The sequence below is a fragment of the Bradyrhizobium sp. CIR18 genome (genome assembly GCF_014198295.1).
Classification (GTDB): Bacteria; Pseudomonadota; Alphaproteobacteria; order Rhizobiales; family Xanthobacteraceae; genus Bradyrhizobium.
In genome coordinates, this window is the sequence record NZ_JACIHF010000024.1 from 1 (window position 1) to 22,691 (window position 22,691).

A 22,691-nucleotide genomic window follows, 5' to 3' on the forward strand; every position below is an offset into this window, starting at 1 on the left:
GGTCCCCGCAAGGACGGCCCATGTGGTGTTCATGTCTTCCTCCGAAGCCGACGAGTCTCATGGCTCGTCTTTCGCGGAAAAATATGACGAAGGGCCATTGACCGGCCAAGTGACGGGCACCTCGTGGCAGTGCTTGCTCGCTGAAATTATGGCGATGATATCGATGATTGCGATCATGAATTGTTGCGTGCACGACCGCATCAAAAAGGATCCACGACAAATCTTCATTGACTGGCTGATTTCGTCAGAGGGCCAAGGGGCCATCGCCGACTACAAGGTGAACGGCTAGCAACTATTCTTCCCTAGCACCGACGATTCCAACGTAGATGTCCGCTTCGGGTCAAAGGCTGCCTTCGGCAGCTCCGCGAGGGCGTTCCGCTCAGCCCCTGGAAGCGGACCGTGCGAGGCAACGATGGGGAAGTCAGCCACGGGCCAACAGCGGAAGTCAAGGTAAGCTGAAATGAAAGAGGCCGCCAACTGAGGCGGACTTAATTCATCTTGCGACGGAGTTTCCGAATGATCTCACGGAGGTCTTCTACGTACTCCTCAATAAGGCGACGTGCGTCGTCCAGCCGTGACGGCTTGGCTTCCTTGCCCTCAGTCTGTTTATCGGGCGCGGCCATGGCCCGACGATCTGGCGTGGCGCTATGCGCCGCTTGAGATAGATCAAGGGGGGGCAGCTGAGGCGGCCTTACCACGTCTCTTCTTTGGGGAAGGGCTCTTGTCCGATCTATTCGATCACCGGTCGGTAAGTTGCTGGAGTTGCTTAGACAGGTCGAGCCCAAGCGTCTGGCGGTCCTCAATTGCGCGGCAGCATCCGTCGTCATCGAAAGCGCTCATGGACGCGACGAAGAAGCGTGCCGAAAAGCTGCAAGCCAAGGGCAAGGAGGTCGATTTCAAGCAATTGCTGCGGATGGAGCCCGATGGCGGCACGACCAACATCCGCAACGTTAATTCAACCCGAAACATAGGCTGCGTTCTATTTGGTTAGAGGAGCTCGAACGGCGCGGCGAGGCCGTCGACGGGCTTAGGCGCCTTCTCGATCGAAGTCCGCCTTCTTGGGGTGCTCCGCCCCCGAATGCGGCCGATCCCGACCTACCGCCGATGCCGCCGGAGAAGCGGCCGCAGGATCCGGCTTGTATGGCAGCGACGCTTCGAGGGCTAAGCGATTTTGCCGTTGTTCGATTGAGCACCAGCTCGAACTTGGTTTGCAGGTAAAATGGGATGTCAGCCGGTTTTGCGCCTTTCATGACTTGATCTGTCATATCGGCAAGACGACGCATGGCGTCCCCAAGGTCACTGCCGTAGCTCAGCAGACCGCCGACATCGACGAATTCGCGATGAGGATAGATCGCAGGCAGACGGTGTTTGGCTGCGAGATCAGCGATTAGTTGGCGGCTTGTAAGGTGCTCGCCGTGATGCGAAACCATAAGACCGTCAAGGCGGTCTGCTTCCATTTCATCGAACACCCGCTCATACGCTGCTCGGTCGAGCCTCTCGCTGAGCAATGCAGCGGCAATCCGAATACCAACCCGGCCAGTGGCTTCTCGGAGCGGTGCGAGACCCGTTTCCCAAAACAGCATCGTAGATGCAGGAAGGAGCAGCCGCACTTTGCGTAGGTTTCGCGCCGTCTCGCTAAGGAATTGCAGACGCTTGTCGTATACTCCCAATCCTGCATCAACACTCACTCCAGTGACATTTCCATCGGGTCTGGCCAGGTTTCGTCACAAGACCACCGGCGACTGGATCACCGCTGCTAACTAATATTGGAATTGTAGTGGTCAGGGGCATCGCGAATGGCGCTTGCGGGCGCGGCTTTTCGTTACTGGTCGTGATGATGGCTAGATCGCCGATCAACGTTTCGCCGTTCTCCAGACTTACGTGAAATTGCTCTCCCTTCCACGCGAGGGTCGTGGCACGTGAGTGGATGTGCCGAAGAAGCGAACCGGAGGGACTTCTTGCGGCGTGTTGTTCAAACGTGAGGTGAACGTACGTGCCTAGTTCGGTTCGTCGGGGGAACAGACTGCCGTCGGCGACAGTCATCTCTGGGTCGCGCTCGACGCGGCCTGTCTGTCGCAACCAGCGGTCAAACCCTTCCGCATCGTCGCCCACGACGAAATGGCTCGTGGCCGGCGCATTGATGCGGTGGTCGTGATCGGTGGCCGAAAAGGCCACCCCGCGCCCAAACTCGACGCGCGGTTCGATAACGGCGATGTCAAGGGGCACGGGGGCACGCCGGCATAGGGCAATCGCCAGCGCAGCTCCGGTGAAACCACCGCCAATCACGATGACTGCCGTCATGGCACCTCCTGATTGTTGCGCACGCGCTGCTGGTGGCCAGGTCCAGTAATTGCCTCCGCTTGACGTGGGTCCCTAGCCAGCAAGAGGCATCGTACCGGTCAGGTTTCCGCTGTGGAAGAGCCGTTCAAGTCCGCTTTGGGTCACATTCGGGCGTCGCGGCTATATTCATGCTCCGTCCGTTCGCAACCCGCAAGCCGACGTCAAAGCCACGGATGCAGACAGGCAGCTTCTCGGGCAGCAAAAAAATGCGCGCGCCATAAGATGCAACATTGCTTCAAACTTAAACGTACCAGTCTGGGGATGCAATCTCAGGCGCCGCCAGCAAACACATTATCAGTATTGTCAAAGTGACGACGGTTTCCGAGAACGCGTGCCCGCCGCAATCAAGTCCTGTTATGGGCAAATGTCCGTCATCAACCCGACGTAGTGTGGATACCGAAGCGCGATCGCCGTGTTTCTCTACCGTCCGCTGCCAAACATGAATCGGAGTTGTTATGCGCCGTTTGCCCAATGACACGATCACGCTGACCATCCCGGAAATCAGTTTCGAAACCCTGTTCGGCGATCCTGATTTCCCGACCTATGGGCATGGCGGCGACGACACCATTACGATCAACGTCGAGAGTATGACATTCGTCAATCTCGTGGGCGATACCGCAACCCTGCTAGAGAATTCGCGGGGCGGCAACGACACACTCACGGTCAACATCGAAGGCTCGCTCAACACCGTCATCGTCGACGGCGACGCACAATCAATGTCCGGCCATGCCAAGGGCGGCAACGACACGGTGACCGGTGACAGCACGAACTCGCTGCGGAACGGTTTTTCGCTTTATGGCGACACCGAGGGCGCCATGTCTGACCATGCAAAGGGCGGCAATGACACCGTCATCGGCGTGTTCGGCGGCAGGTCATCCAACACGCTGGTTGGCGACGGCGGCACCATGTCCGGCGACGTCCACGGCGGCAACGACACGCTGGTCGCGTTCCAGGCCAACCAGGATGGTTCAGCGGCTTTATACGGCGATGCTCTCGGCATGAGCGATCAAGCGCAGGGCGGCAATGACAACCTCATTTTCATGATCGGAAGCAACGCCCAGAACGGAGGCGGTGGTCTGTACGGCGATGCGCGTGAGCTCGCGGGTGATGCAAGCGGCGGCAATGACACCCTCACCGTTGTCGATCTCAGCGGTCATTTCAACTACGAATCTTTCACCATGATCGGCGATGCTTATTCCATGTCCGGCAGCGCGCGTGGCGGTAACGACGTCCTCACGGGCGGGTCGTACGGCGACTACGTGGCGGGCGACGCCCTGCACTACAGTCCCGCCGCGCCTGGCTCGATAACGGGCGGCCGGGACATCCTGAACGGCAAAGGCGGTAATGACGAGATGTGGGGCGGACCGAACAGCGACATCTTCGTGTTCGATAAGGGTTCGGCCGAGGATCTGATCCACGATTTCGACCAAGGCAACAAGATTGCCGGCAGCACGGCGGCCGAGCACGATCTGATCGACGTGCAGGACTACGGCTTTGCGAATTGGACTGCGCTGAAGAGCCTGATCGGCGACGATGGCTCGGGTAATGCCGTGATCCACCTCACGGCCAGCGATACGATAACGCTGCAGGGCGTCCGAACGGCGGACCTGCATGCGACGGACTTCATCGTCTAGTTCTTATCGTCTGGTTCTTAGTGGCCGGCGCGATGGCCGCGCCCGATGTATTCGCGCCGGCCCTAGGTCCGCAGGCTGCACGTCGGGCATGGAGCAGGTTTGAGCAGCCTAACGGTCGCCGACGGGTCAACGGAGATACATCGAGAAGCGCAGCGTTGCTGATTTGGTCTGCTTTGGGTCAAAAGCGCCGGTTTGAATGGCGCCGCGGCACTTCCAGTGTGCCCTGATCAGCAGAGCTTATCTGAGCCAAACCGAGCTTCGCCTCTGGGCCAGGAGCGGACCTTGAGGGGCGACGTTGATCCCCATCAAACACCGCCGCAGCGCAATTCTCTACGCTTACCGAGGCTATCGGCGAGGATCGCGCCATGCTTCCCTTCACGCTTGAGCAGTTCCTCAACGTCTTCGTGACCTACAATAGGGCGATCTGGCCCGCGCAGATTGTGGCTTACGTGCTTGGAGCCATAACCGTGGCCGCCGTTCTTCGGCCGGGCCGTGCCTCTGATCGCGTAGTCTCAGCCGTCCTAGGATTGATGTGGCTATCCACCGGCGTTCTCTATCACGGCGTCTTCTTCTCGTCGGTAAATACGGCTGCCTTCGCCTTTGGCGCCTTGTTCGTGGTAGAGGGCGTGGCACTACTCTACACAGGCTTCGTCCGCGACGGTCTTCGCTTCGCGATCAATTACGGCTTTCGAGCGGTGATCGGCGCGGGGTTTATTCTCTACGCGTCTCTCGTCTAACCGCTGGTCGGAATCGCGACGGGGCATTCTTGGCCAGCCTTACCGATGTTCGGCGTAGCGCCGTGCCCCGTCACGATTTTCACCTTCGGCCTGTTACTCACGACGACCCGCCGCTTCTCTTACTGGCTTCTAGTGATCCCCTTCATCTGGTCACTCATCGGCGGTAGCGCTGCTATCCTCCTCGACGTTCGACAGGATTGGCTGCTTTTGGTTAGTGGTCTCATTGCTGTTCCGATCATCGTCGTCAGGGACCGGCATGCAGGCCCAGTAGCCAGGAGGCCAACCTGACGCCTTCAGTCGAATTGCGTCCATGATCGACGAGGAGCAGCGACCGCGCGGTTATTTGGAAAGCCACTCCTGAGAACGGGTGACCGATATCATTCCTTCAGGCGATAGGATGTGGAAGGCAGTTGTTGCAGGGTTGTGCGGAAGCATCACGCATTCGCTGCTGATGTGTTTCAAATCTTGGGCTGAACTGCTTCCGTCATTCCAGCCCTACGAAAGTCTCCAGACGACACTGAGCCATGTAACGGGCACTGCAATCCATCCGGTGGTGCCTTGGTTATTTTCATTCCTGAATGGCTCAACCTTCGTCAGTTTCATCTTTGGACATCTTTATCGGTGGCTGCCAGGCAACGTCGATGCGATCAAAGGAATAATATGCGGTGTGCTCGGATGGGCGATTATGGGACTGGTGTTCTTTCCTATGATCGGCCTTGGGTTATTCGCACTCCAGGTTGGACTTGGCATTTCACCCGCACTGTTCTCGCTGGCAATGCTCCTAACCTACAGCGTAACGCTGGGCATGGTTTACAGCGCACTCAATTCCTGACTTGTTTGAATGTGAGCAGCGCATGTCCGTTTGGGGTCAAAACCGGCGGTCTAAGGGCCTGCAAACCGATTCCGATTTGCACTCGGCAGCCGACCATCGGAGCAGCATTTGGCAGCATCGGGCCACGAGCAGGCCCGTCGCAAGGCAGCAGCTCGCAGCCCTGTTTTATCCGATCGCCTCCACCGCCTCGCTCGCCTTCTTCAGCTCAGGTCTATACCTGACAGGCCGCAGAGATTTGCAATTACTCGATCAGCAGCAGCCCGCGCTTCTTATCGCCATCGTACGTATTTATAGCTGCGAACAGCCGTTTTCGCTCGACTAGCCATGGCTGGTAGCTGGAATTGACATCGAGCACGAAAACTAGATCGTCGGCTTCCAGATAGCCGCCAATGGGCGAATGATGTCCAACACCAGCACCAAAAATTTGCGCGCGATTGAAGTTCACGATGTAGCGTCGGCCTGGATCGTTGGAGCGACGCAGATGCTCCAGAAACTGGTCCTCGCTGAGATCACGCAAGACAGTGACTTTGCGGCTCGTGTTGGTCCCCGCGACCTCGGCCAGCTCGTCAAGCGTGAGACCTAGGATGCATAAGCCTGTCCAGCACCGCCCGGTGCCGGCCAGCACCTTGCCCTCCGTGCTTGCCGCCTCGCCGAGCGACCTATACGCATTCGCAACAGCTGCAGGTCCGCAACGCGAGCTATTTGATTGCCAGTTAACGTTCCTGTGGAACGTGGCTGCCACTGGGAGGTGCCACGCGCGTTCCATAACCTCCGGTGTACGTGTTACCGATGACGCTATGGCTTCTGCCGGTACGCGTGACTGGCCAACGACAAGGGCCCCGGCACCCAGTAGGCCCGCAGTGACAACCATGCAGATAATGCTGACTGGGCGCCACCGCTTCATGGGCCTGAACCTAGCAGCAGTCCGACTGGAGGCTGGCCAGATTATATCCTTAAGCAGATTGGCGGGAAGAGACCCCAAGTAAACGTCCGTTGAGGGCAATCGCGTCGATTTTTCCCGCCTTCTCGGTCCGCCCGGTCTGGCCTCCATTACTGACATGCCGAGCGCATTCGCGATCTTCGCCTTAGGGCCAATTCCGGACGTCCGCCGGTATAGGTCGGCAGCAATGATCTGTTAATCGTGAGCGCCTGCTTGACGTGAGATTTGATCGATTAGCGCTTAAGTTGTACCACCATAGTTGAAAGCTCTTTGGCAGTTCGCATGCAGCGATGGTACGGCGGTGAAGCATCCCAACCCAAGGAGACATCGATCCATTCGACGGTTCCACTGGAGTGCGGATCGTGCGGGCATTGTGTGGATGCTCGTGTCAGCTGTTATTGCAGTCGCCATCATTGCGACGGTTGTCATTTATTCCCCATTCCTGCCACAGCGGAACTCCAATGCGGGCTTTGGACCGGACTGGGATTGCACACCTCACCCCAGCGGCGAGCCCACCTGCATCAAGAAGATTGATCGCTAAAAAGGATGCAATATTAGCGACGCCCCCCGGGGTGAGCTAACCCACGGCCAAACAAAGGAGAGGTGGAGGTGACCGCTATAATCCTGCGGGCAGGTCTCGCGAGCACGCTTTTTGCGGTGTTGATTACTACCTTTCCGGCCGTGGCTTGCCGCGGCCCTCAATTTGAACATCGCATCCTGCTCGACGCGATCCCATCGGCAGCCGAGAAGAGCGAGGTCATCGCCAAAGTCGAGATCATTGAGGTGAACATTCAGGAAATTCCGGGAATGCATCCCTTTCATGTGGCTCGGGGTCGGGTGCTGCAATCAATCCGCGGCACCTCGGACGGACAGATGGTCGAAATCTACGCTGAACCGGATTCATGTGGCGGTGGGCTTGATCAGCGTGCCCTCGGACGCATCGGGTTCATAGCAGGCCGCTTTAGACAGATATCCAGCCAAATGTTTTTCGAGGGCAGCTGGACTAACCGTCAACTCGGCAAAGACTAAGGTTGGCAAGGCTGGTGCCTTCGCAGAAATCGAGTCGGCTTTGGGTCAAAAGCTGCCGTGCCGCACCATGTTGCTATGGTCCGCTGAGGGCCGATTTTGTTGCAAAAGTCGGTTGAGTAAGACCTCGAACGGTGATTCCGTTGGGTTGACGCGATTCTCGGCGAGGTCGATCCATGATGGGCCGTCTGAAGAGTGACCAAGGTCAACTGTTCTACGAGTTTCATCTCAGCGACGCGGTCCCCGAAGATCATCTGGTGCGGAGGATCGACACTGCTCTTGATCTGACTTGGCTTCGCAGCGAACTTGCTCCTCATTATTCGTCCACGGGGCGCCCGTCGATCGATCCGGAGCTGATGATCCGGATGCTGATCGTGGGGTATGTCTTCGCGATCCGCTCGGAGCGGCTGATCTGTCGCGAAGTGCAGGTGAACCTCGCCTATCGCTGGTTCTGCAAACTGGGTATCGAGGATGCTGTGCCGGATCATTCGGCGTTCTCGCGTGCCCGCAATGAGCGTTTTCGCGCGGGGGATGTTTTTCGTCGCGTATTTGAACGTGTCGTCGAGGCGTGCATTGCGGCCGGTCTGGTTGGTGGCGAAGGCTTTGCCGTTGATGCGAGCCTGATTGCGGCCGACGCTAACAAGCAGCGCTCGATTGCGGGTCAGGATTGGCGCAGGGATCGTGATCCGGCGAGGTCAAGCCGCGCGGTGAAGGAGTATCTAGAGACCCTCGACGATACGGCGTGGGGCGCTGCCAGCGATGTTATTCCGAAGTTCGTTTCGCTCTCCGACCCCGCGGCCCAGTGGACCGGCGCTCACAAGGGGCCGGCATTCTTCGCTTACTCCGACAATTATCTCATCGACGTGAAGTTCGGCGTCATCCTCGATATCGAAGCCTCCCGTGCCATTCGCCAGGCCGAGGTCGGCGCAGCAAGGACCATGATCGAGCGAACAGAGGAGCGCTTCGGCACCCAACCGGAAAGGCTTGTCGGGGATACCGCTTACGGGGCAGCTCCGATGCTGAACTGGCTGGTCGAGAAGGGCATCGCGCCGCATATTCCTGTTCTCGACAAATCGAAACGAGATGATGGCACCTTCTCGCGCAGCGACTTTCGATACGATCCGACCGCCGACGTCTACCACTGTCCGGGCGCAAAGCAGCTCGGAACAAGTGGCACCGTGCACGAGGGAAAGACGCTTCTATATCGTGCAAGCAAGCTCGACTGCGATGTATGCCCCCTCAAGCCGCAGTGCTGCCCAAAGGAGCCGTCACGCAAGATCCCGCGCGATATCCATGAGCATGCCCGAGACGTCGCCCGATCGTTCGCTGGCACCGAGGGCTTTGAGCGGTCCCGCCGCGAGCGCAAGAAGGTCGAGATGCGGTTCGCGCACTTGAAGCGCATCCTGAGGTTTGGTCGGCTTCGCCTTCGTGGTCCACAAGGCGCCCAGGATGAGTTTGTTCTGGCTGCCATCGCTCAAAATCTGAGGCGCCTCGCTTCGCTGGCTGCGCGACCACCACCTGCTCAGACCCTGTGTATTGCGTAGCGTAGGAGTTGCGTTGAGAGCGTCAGGGGCGGCGGGTCAAAGCGCTCGGCCCCTAGCGAATGGCCGAACGACACCCATCGGTTACAGCCGACTTTTGCAACACACAAGCAGACATAGGTTCAGCTCTACTTTATCCAGCTTATTGCAGTTGCCGCTGTGTTCTTGAGCATCAATATGTCGAAGAACGGTCGCGTACCACGGGATATGGCTGACTGCACCTCCGCTTCTGACGTTGCTACCTTGCTCTTTTGGTACCTTCGCGGCGGTTGCCGCAACCAGGGCGGCAAGGCAGCGAGCCGTTGCATGGTTCTTCGCCACACTGCCCCGTCCTTACTCAGAAATCGAGCCGCTTTGATGCTATTTTGAGCGCCCTCGACATTGCCTTCGTGAGGAGGGAAACTAACATGGTTCTTGATGCATCACGCTTTTGGAGATTTTATGAAATACATTGGCGTTATCACAGCCGCCGTGCTGGCAGCAGCCGTCGCCACACCTGCACTTGCAGGGCGTGCGGCACAGAACCCCGATTGGCTTACGAGGCAGAAGGCTTGCAAGAAGGAGGCTTCTGCGCAGGGGCTTCATCTGTCGAAGAAGAAGGCGTTTGTCAAAGAGTGCATGGCTAAAGCCTAACATTTACCAGCTGCACTGCATCAACAACCCCGCTTCGGCGGGGTTTTTTTGTTCATCGTTTGCCGCTGCTATTTCCCGTTCGCCTTTATGACCTTCTTGAGCACTCTTTCGCGGCTCGATAGGAGCGTTGTGCAAACTGCAAAGTATTGCGTCCGTGCCATCAGCGACACTCCGCTCTGCCTCTCGATGGTCAGGGAGCAAACTGAACAAATGCAAAAGTGATCTGCAAGCCGGACCGATGACGTCCAACTTTTCGCCGGGGACAGGGAAGGCTCCAAGTCCGTTTCAGGTCAGAAGCGGAAGCGGCGCCGCCCCTCATCGTGGCTCGATCAGGCGCCATTCACCGTTACGGCGCTCGATAGAGCTGGAGACCTTGCGTTCGGGCGCACTCAATGACGACGCGAGAAGTTTGACGCGACTGTTTCCTTCCCAGCCAGCAAATTCATAGAGCCATTGCGCATCGTCTGGGGTGCGATAGTGCCATTCCTTGAGAGAAGGAGTGCGTATGCTGGGTACGACGTCCATACCGTTGGGAGGTCCAGCGGGGCCCACAGACGAAGCAACCGATACAAGCCAGTGTCTGTCTGGCGAATAGTGCGGGGGTGCAACGATTGCCGTGTCGTCGCCCGTGTCGGCCCTTACGAGAAGCCAACTCGCACCTTCCCAATAATCGACCTCGATCAACATGAGGTCGTGTTCGGGAAAATATCCGGTCAGTTGGTACTCGATGCAGCCGTCAGCGTCGTTGGACTGACACTTCGCTTCCTCGTCGAGATATATTCTTGTCTTCCCATTCCTAAATTTCAACTGCAAGCCATGGCCGACGCGTTGGGCCAAGTCGCCAACCTGCGCCAGACAGGCCTTTTCGGACCGGTCAATTTCGCCTACGCTCTGGTCGCCGACGCAACGGCCGTCCTGCGATGGGTAGTCAGAAAAAGAATAGGGAGCGCCAGCCGAAACGGTCGCATAAATCTGCAAAAGAGCGAACGCAACGATTGTTGCGAGCCGTGTCATGGAAACCTTCATCGCGAAGCCTACGTCTCTCGAAAGTCCGCACTTGACCGCAGAGCCTGCTTTTTCGTCAAGTTAGAGCTGGGCGCAAACCTAATCGGCCCTAAACTTCCGCTTTGGGTCAAAGGCTGCCCTCGGCGGCGCCGGGAGGCGTTCCGCTCAGCCCTTGGAAGCGGACCGGGCGAGCCTAAGCGGGAAGGTCAGCGAGCTGACGTTCCATTTTGCGCGACAGGCGATAGATAGGGTGCGGCAGCCAACACCGATTGGTAAGGAAGCCCAATGCTGTCATTCTTGGGCTTTGCGGAGGTTATTGAAACTCCGCAGTCCCCCGAGGCGTTCGCTTTCCCTCAAAGGGCGCCAACGGCAGCGCAGGAAGTTGACGAGTTGACGAGAAGTCCGCGAATTCCTTTGTCCGCAGATCGTCAGCCTCCTGGGATCCAAGAATCTGGAAAATCTACCTCCCCTCCTGCCCAGAATCTTAGGCGCTTGAACGTATTGCTTCCGCCAAAATGCAGGGTGTGACCTCCGATGAGGGGTATGTGTCCCCACAGTCCGTGTCCGATTGTTGTCCAGCCAAACGTATCTCCACCGCGTGAAGTCAAGAACACGTAACCAGCGGAAAGCAAAAAGTCGGTGCCCGGACCACCTGAAGCAACGTTGCATCCATCAAAGTATATCCTGGTGGGATGGGGAAAGAGGCTCCCGAAGCCAACAAACTTATCCCTCAGAATGCTCTTGTTGAGAGCTTCTGAACCGAACCAAATCGTGCCGGGGCTCCCGTGCGTCTGGAACAGCACACGGTCGAATTTCGCTCGGGATTTTGCAAGCTGTTTGAAGGCATCCAGCAACTGCTGAATGCCCTTATCTACTCCTATGGTGAAGACGTTACCGTCGCCCGAGAAGCGACCTGCGGCTTGGCTCCGGTCTATATCGCTGCTCTTATCGTATATGTACAATTTGGTTGGACTCGTCACGACGTCCTCCTCCATTTTCACGCATATCTCGGAGAGAGCAGATCAGTGATCGGAAGAAGTTTGCTCCGATACTGCCGGCGGGACAAGAGCCGGACCGATCGCGAAAACAGCGCGCGAGCAAAGAATGTCATGCTTGCTAACCCAACGGAATGCGAGGTCCGGAACGGGTCAAAAGCAGTCGATCACGCTCAAGGTGGTGACTTCCGCTTTACGGTGGTGAGCCGACATTTATGGGTACACGCCCTGATTCAAGGCGCACCGGCGGCCCCGCGGCCTACAGCTTGGCCGTTTTCGCGTCGGTAAAGGCGCGGCTGCGCGTCGGGAATCGCACGTCAATGGGATAACATTTCTCTATCCACCGTTGTGTCGCGATCCGATGCGTCAAAAAATTTTTCCATCCATAGGCATCCACGCACCAGCCTCGGCCCGGCGCCGCCCTACCATCAATGCAGCAGCCGTCGCTTAAGCTTCCTGATCAGCTCTCGCAGATCGGCCGCGTACTCCTCAAGGTTCTTCATCGCCTGCTTCATTTGCCACGGCTTGGGCTCGGGCACAGGTTTCGGTGGGCGTGGAGGTTGGTCCGGGCGGCGGACCATGGGGTGACAAGTCGCAACGGACCGGCGGGGGACCCATTGAGGTGGATCAACGGACCACGCTTCCTCGCCGACCGCGACAGGGCGTCGTTCGGCTATCAGTTCGACCGCGCGCCGCGGCAGCTCAGCGAAAGCTTACCTTAGCTTGACCCGGAAGACCGCTGCAGCCAATCGCCGAATGCTCTTTGTAAACGGCTTCAGACCTGCCGTGATGAACGCGAAGAAAATCATCAGCCATGTCGCGAGCGCGGCGCACCACAGGATCACTTCCAGTATCTCGGGCATGAAGCCCTCCCGTATAAAAATTGCTTTGAAAATAACGGGGAGTGTTTCTGAACAGAGCCGCTGTGACAAGCTCCGGAAAGTTGCAAGCTAGCCAATATACCGGAGCATACTCGGTTGGCGGCCTCTTTCAATTCACATCCTGCTATGGCCGGGTTGGGTTGACTGGGGGTGGCGATCTGTAATCCGACGGGGTCATGATCGGATGGTCGCAACAGGCGGAGGGGAAAGGTTGAGGTGGATCAAGGGTCCGGAATCTGATCGAGCTCCCGTCATGAACGAACACAGGACCGCCCAGCGTCGTCGCATATTTAAGGCCGGGACGATAGAATCCGGCGGTGGTGGGATCGACTGCACTGTGCGGAATCTGTCAGAGACGGGCGCGCAATTGGAAGTCGTCTCGCCGTTCTACATCCCCGACCGCTTCACGCTGTTTATCCTCAGCGACGAGTTCAAGCGCCGTTGCTACGTCGTATGGCGCAAAGAAAAGCGGATTGGCGTCGCGTTCGAGTGACATTTTCCGAGGCATGAGAGTTCCGCCACGGGAACACCGGTAGTTGTACGGCCATGATCCGGCGGTGTCGTCAGACTATGATACCGGCTCCCGTCACTCACATGTGGGAGGGTGCCCGCATGGAGCGGTACATCCAAAACGAAAACATTCGCCGCTATCGCAAGCTCCTTGAAGAGGAGACCGACGAGGAGAAGCGAAGCACGATCCGGAGGCTGCTGGCTGAAGAAAGAGGCGCGCGAAGTCGCGCCGGACAAGCCACACCATCGCTGAGACGGCCTGCGCCCAAACTCTTACGTATCAACCCGTACCGCGCTCCACCGGAATAGCCGCGCTGCGAACAATCCGGCAAAGCAACGGTGGATTCGATCACGCAAGCATCGTCGCATTCACCCCGCAGTCCTTTGAGCGGCTGCCGGTTTTTTTGCTGCGCGACGTGGATGCGGCGGGCGCAGGATCAGTTCTGGACGGCAAGCTGCGTGGCGGCAATCCAAATGCAAAGACCCCGGCGCCAGGGTTGAGGAGCAGGCGCCGAGGTCTAGGCTTCCCAGAAAGGATGTCCGGGCGTGCGAGGCCGGACGTTATACGTCTTTAGTCGAGATCTCTTAAGCAAGCGTTACCCAATCGCCGCCCGGTCGCGAGCCGCACTGGGAAATTTCCCAATAGGAAGGGGACGGCGCCATCGGCTTTGATCCGTCAATTTTGTTAAGCCCTTGGAAAACGACATGCTCCGCCTTCGCGCGCTCGACCCTGACGATTACATTGTGTTTGAAGACGGCCAGATGATCGGCCGCATCCGGCTTGCTCGCGAGCGGTCGCCAGCACTCTGGCTGTGGACCGTCGTCGTTGCCATGCCAGGCGCACCGTTTGGCAATGCCGAGAATATCGAGCAAGCCAAGTCGAAGTTTGAGACGGCGTGGGAAGCGCTCAAAAGCGAGCATGGACCGGAGCAGATCGCAAAAGCGTTCGAGCGGATGAATGTGGCCAACAGGCCGGGACGGTTCGAGCGGTGATCGGACTGAGCGGATTGCTCATCCTCCGCTTGACCCATCCCAATCAATTATATAGGCGCGGCGCTATTGCCCTCCGCCGCTTTGCGAATGCGCGGCCACTACCTTCTGCGCCTCTTGCTCGATAATTTTTACCGCAGCATCAACGGCCCGCTCGTGATCATCGTCGAGAGATTTGTCCCTCATCCAAGAATATAAGTAGACCGCCAACGCATCCTGCAGTGTCATGGCAGGCTTCTCCCTCCAACAGCGCGTCATGTACCCCCGTTCGGAATGATCCTGCTTTACGGACACCGACGCAATCCGATGGAGTTCTATATCGAGATTAAGCTTGATAGCAGCAATGCAGTTCAAATCTGCGCGGCCGGCGCGGCACGGAGGTGCGGCCGAAATTTCCGAGGGGGTGACACGCAGGGGCCCTTAGATTCACCGGGTTAAGTCGAATTTTCCTGAGGAAAAGTCCCGCATCTCTGATCAAAGCACGAACCGAAGTGTCAGATTGATGCAGCTTCCGGTAGTGGACTTTGAGGGGATCATCTCAATGCAACGCGTCGATGCTTTCTATCTCTATTCGGTTGGCGGCCAACTCCGTCCGCTTAGCCAGATTAGGTCCGGCGGTCCGGATGCAACAAGTACCTATGGAGAAGCTTTTTTTCCATTGCTCATTGCAGAGGGGGCGCTTGAGCCACTGCTGTATCGAAGCATCTTCCGGATTCGAACGTCACTCGCAGCTGGCCAGCAACTGCTCCATGCAATCAGAACAATCAAGGACAAATCAAAAGCCGGCGAGAACGATGGGGAAGCGCTCGATTGGCTAGATAGCTATCACCTTAGTACCAGCCTCTCGACTTTCGAGTCGGTGCTTCAAGCTGAGCTTGCTCTTATGCCGCTGTACGTTGTGATGCCAAAGGCCGGCTACGATGTCACTACGCTCATCGAAGCCGGTAGCCACTGCTTTCCCGCCGAGGTCATGTTCAAAGTCCCGGAGGCGATAAATGACTTGCGCGAGGGTACGAGGTGTCTCGCTTTTAAGCTGAATACTGCGGCGGGCTTCCATCTGCACAGAGCCAATGAAGCAGTATTGAGAAAATACTGGGATGTTGTCTCCGACGGAGCACCTCGGCCAGTGCGCGGAAATATGGGGGACTATCTCAATCAGATGAAGCAAAACAACTTCGGAAATGAAAACGTCAGGGCGGCTCTAGAGCACCTAGTCAAATTCCACAGAAACCCTCTGATGCACCCAGATCAAAGCCTCCAGAATTCTGACGATGCCATCGCGCTTATGAACGGCATCCATACCGCAATGGTTCAGATGCTGAAGGCTATACCGCTTCCAGAGGAGGCCATCCAACACCAAGTTGGGGGCATGCCAGCGCCTCTACCCAACCCGTCCCCTGTGCTGCCGGATTGAGTGCGGCGCGCTCACGCTGCCCTCGGAAACCGGGTCCCAAGTTCAGGACAAGATCACCGCACCATCAGCGCCGCAGGATGGGCGCGTGCCATCGTGATCACTCTTCAAGGGGAGCAAGTCTTCAACATGGGGTACCTCACCCTCATCGGGTATCACTTTCATCGGCGTGATAAACCTAAGCAACGTGGTCTACCCGGTGGGTCTGTTGTCGAAATCATCCAATTGCCCCCAGCAGTGCGTTGCGCAGAAGACGGGGCATGCCCTGATCAGCGCCGGACGGCGCCGGGATCGGGGGTTAGATCGCCGCCACCTGTCGGCGTGCGGGTATAGCATCATGTCTAAACCCGTCGTACAGTGCCTAGCCGGTCGGATTTAGATGTCATGGCACAAGAACTACCCGCGAGGCTTGAGCGCAGGTTGGCGGCTATACTAGCCGCTGATGTAGCTGGGTATTCGCGACTAATGCACCATGACGAGGAAACTACGCACGCCAAATTGTCCGCCGTCCTTGCGAACGCTGTCACGCCGGCGATCTCCGCACACGGAGGCCGCGTCGTTAAAAATACCGGCGACGGGTTCTTGGCAGACTTTCCAAGTGCGGTCGAAGCTGTTCGATCCGCCTTGCAATTCCAGAACCGCATCAGAGAGCTTACATCGACCGATACCGAAGACGAACGGATTGCCCTCCGCGTCGGCATCAACGTCGGCGATGTCATCGTTGAACCGCACGATATTTTTGGCGACGGCGTAAACATCGCGGCGCGGCTTGAGAGTATCGCAGAACCAGGCGGCATCTGCATCTCCTCATCTGCTTACGAACATATTCAAGGTAAAATCGGCGCGCGCTTTATTGATATGGGCGAGCTGAGCCTCAAGAATATCGACCGCCCGGTGCGCGCTTATGCTGTCGTCTCGCATGAATTAGCGACGGCGACCGTTGGCGCGCGTTCTGGACCGAACTCGATTTTAGCGCCTCATCTCTCGATTGTTGTTTTGCCGCTTGCGAACCTCAGCAGCGACCCCGGTCAGGATTATTTCGTAGATGGCGTGACCGAGAGCCTGACCACGGATTTGTCACGCATCCGTGGTTCACTCGTCGTCGCCCGCAATAATGCCTTTTCATACAAGGGCAAATCTATCGACATCCGGCAGGTCGGCCGCGAGCTGAACGTCCGATACGTGCTTGAAGGATCCGTGCAGCGTGGCGGCAACCGCTTCCGGGTGAACGTTCAGCTCGTAGATGCACAAACCGGCAACCACCTTTGGGCCGAACGCTTCGACAAGCCTCTTGCCGACCTCCTCGATATGCAGGATGAAATCGTATCGCGGCTAGCCAATACATTGAATGCCCAACTTATTGCGGCCGAGGCGAAGCGCGCGGAGCGCTCGTTGCATCCCAACGCATTGGACCTGTATTTCCAAGGAATGGCTCGTTGGAACAAACGCTGGACTTTGGACAATTTGGTGCAAGCGCGAGGCTTTTTCGAGCGTGCCCTAAAACTCGATCCCGATCATGTTGAAGCGCTGGTGGGTATCGCTTCTATTGATATATCAATCGCTGGCTTCTTGCTTAGTGACAACATTGATGAGCATTTTGTTGCGGCTGAAAAGGCGTTGGTTAAGGCGATCTCCTTGGCCCCGCACTACCCTCCCGCTCACGCATTTTTGGGCTGCCTCCAATCATTGACCAACCGGGCCGCACAAGGCATTGCTGAGTGTGAGCACGCATTGGCGTTAAATCCGAACTTGGCCGACGCCCATGCTTTTATTGGCGTCGGAAAAACCTATCTCGGTCGTGCCGCAGAAACGGAAGCTGATATAAATGAGGCATTTCGTTTGTCGCCTCGCGATGAAGGCGCGCATCGATGGATGTTTTGGATTGGGTTCAGCAAATTTATACTCGGAGCTGATGACGACGCTATCGTCTGGTTACGTCGAAGTCTAAAAGCAAACCCAAACTATCCTATAGGGCATTTTCAGCTCGCCGCTGCACTGGCACTTATCGGAAGGCTGGATGAGGCACGAGCTGCCGCGAAGGAAGGGCTTGCGTTAGACCCATCGTTCACTGTCCGTCGCATAAAGAAGTATGCATTTAGCGATGATCCCATGTTTCGCGTCGCAGGCAAGCGCACTGTTCAAGGCATGCGCATGGCTGGTGTGCCAGAGGGTTAAAATCATAGACAAGGCCAAGGTGCGCCCAGTTTGACGAGGTCCGGACTTGCATCAGTTCGTTCCAGCTCCGGAATGCGGTGGCGCAAAAGTCTCGGGCGGTGCAGATTTACAACCCGCACAGACATTCCAGATACTAAACTCGTCCATTGATACGGCCGAAACATATTTTACTTCATACGAACAGCGGGGGCGCAAAGTGTTTGATGTCTATCGCAATGGCAAGCGGGACTTGCTCGTTCTAGGCACAGGAGCCGCGATACCCGGCGCTTACTCAGCAAATAGCTGGCGTAAGAGCAGGAAAAGAATTCGCAAAGTAAGCGACGAAATTAGGTCAGCCGTTCAGCGACAAGGATATTATGTTCGTAGCTTCCGTGTCGCGAAGGAGGGCACGATTAAGGGAGCGCCGTCGGCGGCCCTGATGCGCCTACTGGAATGTCTAGAACATCTGCAGCCACTACCGTCCGCGTCGCCTCCGCGCATCAGCTCGCGAGTCCGGTATTTGGCAAACCCATTGTTCGCCGAATTTCGATAAGCTCCCGACGCAACTTGCGTACTACAATACCGGTTGCTTGCAACCTGCTAACTCTTTTTCAACTGCTTTGACTTAAATTTTGTACACGGACAGTTTACCAGCAGGTCGACGCGGCCATCTTTGCAACGGCAATGCTTGCCCGAGTGTCCCGTTGTACTCGCTTTTCTATCATCGCTTTTTGGTTCTTTCGGCACGGCAACGCGAACCGCATTACAGAGAGATTTGCGACAGATGTCGTCAGTGCTGGAATTTCGACGGCCATACAAAAAAACTGCAGCAAGCCCCTCGTGCTATGGACTGCCCGATGTTTTGAGGAACGTCGTGGCTTGGTTGGCGCAGGTTCAAGCTTTCGAAATTCAGACAATAGATGACGCTCGTCAGGCCATCTTCATTCTTGAACTAGCGAATGGCTGCATCCAGTTGATCGTCGGACAGACCCGACTGAAGGAGACAACCAGAACGACTCTACTGTCTCAGTCGGCGCGGATCGATCTGCTGATTGCAGAGACGCGCAGAGAGGCAACCTGTTTATTTGAACCAACTGATTTAAAATCGTGGATTGCAGATGACAGAGAACAATCGAAAGGCGCACCGCGTTCAATTTGAACACAAGCACATCGTTGGCGAACTCCCGATCCCTCAGGACAACTTAGAAAATGCTCACTGCGTTCGGGACGCAGGGCAAGTCAGATCACAACTTGGACCGCAACCAAATTCGGGGGCGGCCAGCTTCTCTTCCACCTCGTCAGCCGGCTCTACGAGCGCGCCTCCGTCATCATGACCACCAATCTTGCCTTCGGCGAATGGGCAAGCGTGTTCGGCGACGCCAAGATGACCACCGCGCTGCTCGATCGGTTGACCCATCACTGCGACATTGTCGAAACCGGCAACGACAGCTGGCGGTTCAAGAGCCGCGACGACGATCACGCCACCCGCGCTCGTCTCGCCTCCGCTATCCCGACCAGCTCCGACGAGACGAGCGCTACCACCAAACATCGCTGCGCTAAGGGGTCAAAATTGGACGCCGATGAGGGGTCAAATTTGCAAGCCGATTGACACCAGACATCCCCCAAACTGCATCAAAAGTGAGTCAGAGCCAAATTTGCAAGCCGATTGACACACTATCTCGTTCTTAGCAAACGTGCCCTCAAGAAAACTGCATTCGCGGCCGCGCCACAAGGCACTCGGGGGTGAGATTATCGCAGGTCTCTGATTTAAAAAGAAAATTGTGCAACCTTAGCGGGAATCCCTCCCTCTCCGCCATACTAAAATCCCTCCCTCTCTGCCACTTGACCCTTTGATGGCGTCCGATTCGCGGTAACTTTGCTGCATTTGATTAGGCTGGAATTGCTCGACTTTGCGGGTTGGGTTCATGTCTTACGGTAACAAATCCCAGCAATTTCAACGGTTCTAATCAGACTACGAATCTGAGGGCGCCATGGTCTGGAAAGGGTAAGAGGCCGGTGTGTGGATAGATGTAAACGCGGGTAGCCCGCGCTCTTGCGTGCTCCGCCGTCAGATGTGCGGCGCCGCAGGTATCGATCGCTCTTCCAATGCATTTAGCGTAGCGCGCCCTGAACGATGCGATGTTCGCGTTGCATTTGTTGTCTCGATGCGAGAGCTACAGGTTGTCACAACATCAAACTAATTCAGGGGGGCGGTGGCATCTCTCTCGCGCAGCAGGGTCTCCACCATTCTCCGAAGCGTTCTGACTGAGCCGCCAGGCCAGTGATTGCGTAAAGCCTCTCGTTCACTTCCGTCAGGCAGCGCCACCCACCTCGCATCAACCCCGCGCTCCCTGGCGATATCGGCAATAATTGCGGGCAAGAGGCCATCCAGATCGGCGCACGTCGGCGTAGGAAAACGCACAATGCGGAAGCGATCAAGAATTGGAGGAGGAAGCGGATCAATCGTGTTGGCCGTCGATATATAAGAGACATGCGACAGATCGAGGTCGGTTTGCAGCGCCGGGTCGGGATAGCGCGCTGACGTTTCAGGCTCCAGAAACCCGAGCAAGACGTCCCAGAGTCGTCCGTAGTCACGACGCGTGCCAGCCTTCTCGATTTCGTCGACAATCACGATCGGGTTGGCAGCAGAGCTGCGCGCGATGGAAAGGAAGGGATGGCAAGGCTCGGTCGAATGCCAGCGGCGATCGGTACCCCCGAATGTCGCGCCATCCGCCCGGCTGGCATCGGTGCGCCAGATCGCCCGCGTGCCGACGAGGGTTTCGCCGAGCCGCCGCGCAAAGCGCGACTTGCCGCTGCCTGGGGCTCCGACGAGCAGCAGCGGGGGCAGCTTGACAGTCTGCCGCCCGACCAAATCGGCCAGCGCCAGATCAATGGCATTGCCAGCATAAGGGAATTCAAACAGCAGGGTGCTACGGACATCCCCCAGTCGCGGCACTTCGATCAGAGGGAGCGCAGCATTGATGGCGTGCCTGACGAATCCGATCGTTTCCTCGGTTTCTTCCCGAGTGAGCTCTGCGTTGTTCATACGCGCGATCACAGCACTCGGCCCGCTGCTCATGGACGTGGCCAGAGCAGTGGTGTTGTTCGTCAGATCGGCCGGCTCCTCCTTTGCTGCGTCGTCCCTCGCTCGTTCGATCTCCCGCGATTGCTGCCACGCCTTATGCTCGGCTGCTCCGATCCGGCGCTCGGCCAGACGAGCGCCGACGGCCGGTGCGTTTACTACCGCGCGGTTCTGCCGCCAGATCAGATCGTTATAGACGGGCAGGGCGGCCCAGCCGGCGACGAACGCCTCAAGGGTGAGGGCTACCTCGTCGTCGGGCTCAAGATTCGCAAGGCGGAAAGCCTGCAGCAACGATCGCCCGACCCGGCGGTAGTTGTCGTAGTGCGCGCCATCTAGCGGCAGAGGCATACAGATCATTCGGGCACAGTCGGCGAGACTGCGCAGGTGCGGCTCGTCCTGGTTGACCGCGCGTCGGTCGAGCTCGGCGGCTAGTTGAAGGCCGATGGATGGATCGAAGTTCGCCGCCCACTCGATATTCTCGGCGAGTTCAGGGCAGGCGTCGGCGACCTCCGCGGCGAGGCGTTTTTCAAGATGATCGGCGTCATCGCTGACTAGCATCGCATAGCGCAGAATTCTTGGAAGGTGACTGTATCGCTGATCGTCAGCCGAATTCGCCGCGGCGCCCGTCGCGATGGTCTCGCGTGCGTCGGCAAGCATTTCAGGCGTGTGGCCTCGATCGCTGTCTCCTGTCACGAGCCTACCTCGACAACCAAGGCGCCGTTGAAGGCGGGGTTTTCGTCTCCGTAACCGTGGGCGTTGCAGACAATACGGGTCTGTCCAACGTGATAATTGAACGATTTGTGCACGTGGCCATGCACCCACAGGCTCGGCTGAGCCGTCTCGATAAGCTGGGACAGATCGGAAACGTAGGCGGCAGTTAGCCAGTCGTCGCGATAGGCCGGATCCGCGGACTTCAAGTGTACCGCGTGATGCGTTACGACGACGGTCGTCGCGCCGTTAGACGGCGAATTCAAGGCCTCCTCAATGAACGAGCGCGAGCGATGATGCAGCAGCTCGGCCTCCTGCGGGCGAAAACGTCGCCACGGCGACTTTTGATAGCCAATGCGGCGGTGATCGTTCATGTCGCTGCCGCAAGTCTGCATCACTGGGATCTGCAGGGCATTGCCGAACATGCGATAATCAGTCCAAAGCGTTGCGCCCAAGAAGCGGACGCCACCAAGGGTAATCTCGCTGTCCTCCAAGAGATGAATATTGAAATCCGGCGCGAGCATGCGCGCTTCCTTCAACTCGACCGGAAGGAAGCGACGATAATACTCATGATTTCCCATCACCATCACGATGGGAATGGTGATAGGAACGATCTGGCGCAACCGGGCGAAGGCGCGCGATGCGCCTTCGCTCGTGTCGCCGGCGACCACGACGGCATCGATATCGTCCGCGATCGTGATGGGTTTGATCGGGAGCACATCAGCATGCAGATCAGAGAAAATCTGGAGTCGCATGCTTACCCCTCATCACGGCAGAAAGGTTCGGAAAGGGCAACTTGGTAAGCCGCGAACTGCTCGCGGCTCATCGGACATGACGTGTGGCGGTCGAGCCAGGCAAGGCCGAGGTCTTCGGCGCTAGCATTGCCCCATCCTCCACGTCCCAGGATATGCGCCAGCACGAGGACCGCAGCGGGATCGCCGTGAAGCGCGATGGACATCAAGGCCGTCATCGCAATATCGACCTTCAAACTGAGCTCGCGGACCGGAGCCAGGGAAAGTGCCGCCGCGATGGCGGCCGCGGCGTCACCCGCGAGCGCCGCGGTAAGGTTCTGGTCGGCACCAAAGACCGCGAGCGCGGTCAGCGAGTTGTTGAGATACAAGCGCTCGGGCTCGCCGAGGAAGCGAGGCGGAATGATGCGCCACCACGAAATCGGGTGCCCATCTGGCGGGCGATGAGGCACCGCAGGCGGATTGTGGGTCGACTTGCGGCGCGTCCGAGGCGTCTTCGGCGGCATGTTCGAGGAGGTCATGT

General features: G+C 57.5%; 20 protein-coding genes and 5 pseudogenes. 15 read left to right on the plus strand and 10 right to left on the minus strand.

The features are described from left to right. A pseudogene (locus tag GGD65_RS37595) lies at nucleotides 1-289 on the plus strand (hypothetical protein); the annotation flags it as partial. A gap of 528 nt (nucleotides 290-817) precedes the next feature. Then, nucleotides 818-958: pseudogene (locus GGD65_RS37600) on the plus strand (SOS response-associated peptidase); the annotation flags it as partial. Here GGD65_RS37600 and GGD65_RS41290 read toward each other — a convergent pair. Beyond that, nucleotides 951-1,688, minus strand: coding sequence for an ABC transporter substrate binding protein (locus GGD65_RS41290; RefSeq protein ID WP_183238460.1), 738 nt, complete (start codon nucleotides 1,686-1,688; stop codon nucleotides 951-953). The pseudogene GGD65_RS37600 and the gene GGD65_RS41290 overlap by 8 nt on opposite strands. Beyond that, nucleotides 1,678-2,301, minus strand: a complete 624-nt coding sequence (locus GGD65_RS37610) for an FAD/NAD(P)-binding protein (protein WP_183238461.1) — start codon at nucleotides 2,299-2,301, stop codon at nucleotides 1,678-1,680. Before GGD65_RS37610 ends, GGD65_RS41290 begins: the two co-directional genes overlap by 11 nt. A 494-nt stretch (nucleotides 2,302-2,795) precedes the next feature. Between GGD65_RS37610 and GGD65_RS37615 the strand changes: the two genes are divergently transcribed. The 3 genes and pseudogenes from GGD65_RS37615 to GGD65_RS37625 all read left to right on the plus strand — a co-directional run bounded on the left by GGD65_RS37615 (nucleotide 2,796) and on the right by GGD65_RS37625 (nucleotide 5,543). Then, a complete protein-coding gene (locus GGD65_RS37615) occupies nucleotides 2,796-3,974 on the plus strand; it encodes a hypothetical protein (protein WP_183238462.1) in 1,179 nt (392 codons plus the stop codon). Nucleotides 3,975-4,339: 365 nt separating this feature from the next. Further along, a pseudogene (locus GGD65_RS37620) lies at nucleotides 4,340-4,999 on the plus strand (DUF6064 family protein). Nucleotides 5,000-5,078: 79 nt separating this feature from the next. Beyond that, complete coding sequence (locus GGD65_RS37625) at nucleotides 5,079-5,543, plus strand: DUF6789 family protein (RefSeq protein WP_312017768.1); 465 nt, start codon at nucleotides 5,079-5,081, stop codon at nucleotides 5,541-5,543. A 241-nt stretch (nucleotides 5,544-5,784) separates the two neighbouring features. Here the strand turns inward: GGD65_RS37625 and GGD65_RS37630 are convergent, their stop codons facing one another. After that, nucleotides 5,785-6,447: a phytochelatin synthase family protein gene (locus tag GGD65_RS37630; RefSeq protein ID WP_183238463.1), complete on the minus strand. Its 663-nt coding sequence runs from the start codon at nucleotides 6,445-6,447 to the stop codon at nucleotides 5,785-5,787. A 645-nt stretch (nucleotides 6,448-7,092) separates the two neighbouring features. Here GGD65_RS37630 and GGD65_RS37635 point away from each other — a divergent pair. From GGD65_RS37635 to GGD65_RS37645, 3 genes are all read left to right on the plus strand, one after another. Next, entirely contained in the window at nucleotides 7,093-7,512 is a 420-nt protein-coding gene (locus GGD65_RS37635) for a hypothetical protein (RefSeq protein ID WP_183238464.1), read from the plus strand. 173 nt (nucleotides 7,513-7,685) lie between these two features. Then, a complete protein-coding gene (locus GGD65_RS37640; protein ID WP_183238465.1) occupies nucleotides 7,686-9,053 on the plus strand; it encodes a transposase in 1,368 nt (455 codons plus the stop codon). Between the two features lie 438 nt (nucleotides 9,054-9,491). After that, the gene (locus tag GGD65_RS37645; protein WP_183238466.1) at nucleotides 9,492-9,683 is read left to right on the plus strand and encodes a hypothetical protein; all 192 of its coding nucleotides are present in this window, start codon (nucleotides 9,492-9,494) and stop codon (nucleotides 9,681-9,683) included. A gap of 315 nt (nucleotides 9,684-9,998) precedes the next feature. Here GGD65_RS37645 and GGD65_RS37650 read toward each other — a convergent pair whose 3' ends face one another. The 3 genes from GGD65_RS37650 to GGD65_RS37660 all read right to left on the minus strand — a co-directional run bounded on the left by GGD65_RS37650 (nucleotide 9,999) and on the right by GGD65_RS37660 (nucleotide 12,546). Beyond that, nucleotides 9,999-10,697: a hypothetical protein gene (locus tag GGD65_RS37650; protein ID WP_246783544.1), complete on the minus strand. Its 699-nt coding sequence runs from the start codon at nucleotides 10,695-10,697 to the stop codon at nucleotides 9,999-10,001. Nucleotides 10,698-11,116: 419 nt separating this feature from the next. After that, nucleotides 11,117-11,683, minus strand: coding sequence for a DUF4347 domain-containing protein (locus tag GGD65_RS37655; RefSeq protein WP_246783550.1), 567 nt, complete (start codon nucleotides 11,681-11,683; stop codon nucleotides 11,117-11,119). 713 nt (nucleotides 11,684-12,396) lie between these two features. Beyond that, a complete protein-coding gene (locus tag GGD65_RS37660; protein ID WP_183238468.1) occupies nucleotides 12,397-12,546 on the minus strand; it encodes a hypothetical protein in 150 nt (49 codons plus the stop codon). Between the two features lie 271 nt (nucleotides 12,547-12,817). Here GGD65_RS37660 and GGD65_RS37665 point away from each other — a divergent pair, with 271 nt between their 5' ends. Next, nucleotides 12,818-13,057, plus strand: a complete 240-nt coding sequence (locus GGD65_RS37665; protein WP_183238469.1) for a PilZ domain-containing protein — start codon at nucleotides 12,818-12,820, stop codon at nucleotides 13,055-13,057. Between the two features lie 722 nt (nucleotides 13,058-13,779). After that, nucleotides 13,780-14,067, plus strand: a complete 288-nt coding sequence (locus GGD65_RS37670; protein WP_183238470.1) for a hypothetical protein — start codon at nucleotides 13,780-13,782, stop codon at nucleotides 14,065-14,067. Nucleotides 14,068-14,130: 63 nt separating this feature from the next. Here GGD65_RS37670 and GGD65_RS37675 read toward each other — a convergent pair whose 3' ends face one another. After that, entirely contained in the window at nucleotides 14,131-14,292 is a 162-nt protein-coding gene (locus tag GGD65_RS37675) for a hypothetical protein (protein WP_183238471.1), read from the minus strand. Between the two features lie 313 nt (nucleotides 14,293-14,605). Between GGD65_RS37675 and GGD65_RS37680 the strand changes: the two genes are divergently transcribed. The 5 genes and pseudogenes from GGD65_RS37680 to GGD65_RS37695 form a co-directional block, all read left to right on the plus strand. Further along, nucleotides 14,606-15,478 carry a hypothetical protein gene (locus GGD65_RS37680; protein ID WP_183238472.1) on the plus strand — a complete coding sequence of 291 codons (873 nt, stop codon included), beginning with the start codon at nucleotides 14,606-14,608 and terminating at the stop codon, nucleotides 15,476-15,478. Nucleotides 15,479-15,859: 381 nt separating this feature from the next. Continuing rightward, entirely contained in the window at nucleotides 15,860-17,650 is a 1,791-nt protein-coding gene (locus tag GGD65_RS37685; protein WP_183238473.1) for an adenylate/guanylate cyclase domain-containing protein, read from the plus strand. A gap of 196 nt (nucleotides 17,651-17,846) precedes the next feature. After that, a pseudogene (locus GGD65_RS41060) lies at nucleotides 17,847-18,044 on the plus strand (hypothetical protein); the annotation flags it as partial. Nucleotides 18,045-18,413: 369 nt separating this feature from the next. Then, nucleotides 18,414-18,788 (plus strand): hypothetical protein, encoded by a 375-nt coding sequence (locus GGD65_RS37690; protein WP_183238474.1) that lies wholly within the window; start codon nucleotides 18,414-18,416, stop codon nucleotides 18,786-18,788. Nucleotides 18,789-18,902: 114 nt separating this feature from the next. After that, nucleotides 18,903-19,238, plus strand: a pseudogene (locus GGD65_RS37695) (ATP-binding protein); the annotation flags it as partial. A gap of 588 nt (nucleotides 19,239-19,826) precedes the next feature. Here the strand turns inward: GGD65_RS37695 and GGD65_RS37700 are convergent. The 3 genes from GGD65_RS37700 to GGD65_RS37710 are packed head-to-tail and all read right to left on the minus strand — an operon-like array spanning nucleotide 19,827 to nucleotide 22,674. Next, nucleotides 19,827-21,404 (minus strand): AAA family ATPase, encoded by a 1,578-nt coding sequence (locus tag GGD65_RS37700; protein ID WP_312017769.1) that lies wholly within the window; start codon nucleotides 21,402-21,404, stop codon nucleotides 19,827-19,829. Continuing rightward, nucleotides 21,401-22,174, minus strand: coding sequence for a metallophosphoesterase (locus tag GGD65_RS37705; protein WP_183238475.1), 774 nt, complete (start codon nucleotides 22,172-22,174; stop codon nucleotides 21,401-21,403). Before GGD65_RS37705 ends, GGD65_RS37700 begins: the two co-directional genes overlap by 4 nt. A 2-nt stretch (nucleotides 22,175-22,176) precedes the next feature. After that, nucleotides 22,177-22,674, minus strand: a complete 498-nt coding sequence (locus GGD65_RS37710; protein WP_183238476.1) for a hypothetical protein — start codon at nucleotides 22,672-22,674, stop codon at nucleotides 22,177-22,179. Nucleotides 22,675-22,691: the final 17 nt, after the last annotated feature.

Excerpts from the sequence above, each read along its gene's own strand:
- GGD65_RS37645 (WP_183238466.1), top strand. The coding sequence starts at position 9,492 with ATGAAATACATTGGCGTTATCACAGCCGCCGTGCTGGCAGCAGCCGTC.
- GGD65_RS37660 (WP_183238468.1), bottom strand. The coding sequence starts at position 12,546 with ATGCCCGAGATACTGGAAGTGATCCTGTGGTGCGCCGCGCTCGCGACA.
- GGD65_RS37650 (WP_246783544.1), bottom strand. The coding sequence starts at position 10,697 with ATGACACGGCTCGCAACAATCGTTGCGTTCGCTCTTTTGCAGATTTAT.
- GGD65_RS37655 (WP_246783550.1), bottom strand. The coding sequence starts at position 11,683 with ATGGAGGAGGACGTCGTGACGAGTCCAACCAAATTGTACATATACGAT.
- GGD65_RS37640 (WP_183238465.1), top strand. The coding sequence starts at position 7,686 with ATGATGGGCCGTCTGAAGAGTGACCAAGGTCAACTGTTCTACGAGTTT.
- GGD65_RS37675 (WP_183238471.1), bottom strand. The coding sequence starts at position 14,292 with ATGACACTGCAGGATGCGTTGGCGGTCTACTTATATTCTTGGATGAGG.
- GGD65_RS37690 (WP_183238474.1), top strand. The coding sequence starts at position 18,414 with ATGTCGTCAGTGCTGGAATTTCGACGGCCATACAAAAAAACTGCAGCA.
- GGD65_RS37615 (WP_183238462.1), top strand. The coding sequence starts at position 2,796 with ATGCGCCGTTTGCCCAATGACACGATCACGCTGACCATCCCGGAAATC.
- GGD65_RS37630 (WP_183238463.1), bottom strand. The coding sequence starts at position 6,447 with ATGAAGCGGTGGCGCCCAGTCAGCATTATCTGCATGGTTGTCACTGCG.
- GGD65_RS37705 (WP_183238475.1), bottom strand. The coding sequence starts at position 22,174 with ATGCGACTCCAGATTTTCTCTGATCTGCATGCTGATGTGCTCCCGATC.
- GGD65_RS37680 (WP_183238472.1), top strand. The coding sequence starts at position 14,606 with ATGCAACGCGTCGATGCTTTCTATCTCTATTCGGTTGGCGGCCAACTC.
- GGD65_RS37685 (WP_183238473.1), top strand. The coding sequence starts at position 15,860 with ATGGCACAAGAACTACCCGCGAGGCTTGAGCGCAGGTTGGCGGCTATA.
- GGD65_RS37610 (WP_183238461.1), bottom strand. The coding sequence starts at position 2,301 with ATGACGGCAGTCATCGTGATTGGCGGTGGTTTCACCGGAGCTGCGCTG.
- GGD65_RS37710 (WP_183238476.1), bottom strand. The coding sequence starts at position 22,674 with ATGCCGCCGAAGACGCCTCGGACGCGCCGCAAGTCGACCCACAATCCG.
- GGD65_RS37665 (WP_183238469.1), top strand. The coding sequence starts at position 12,818 with ATGAACGAACACAGGACCGCCCAGCGTCGTCGCATATTTAAGGCCGGG.
- GGD65_RS37670 (WP_183238470.1), top strand. The coding sequence starts at position 13,780 with ATGCTCCGCCTTCGCGCGCTCGACCCTGACGATTACATTGTGTTTGAA.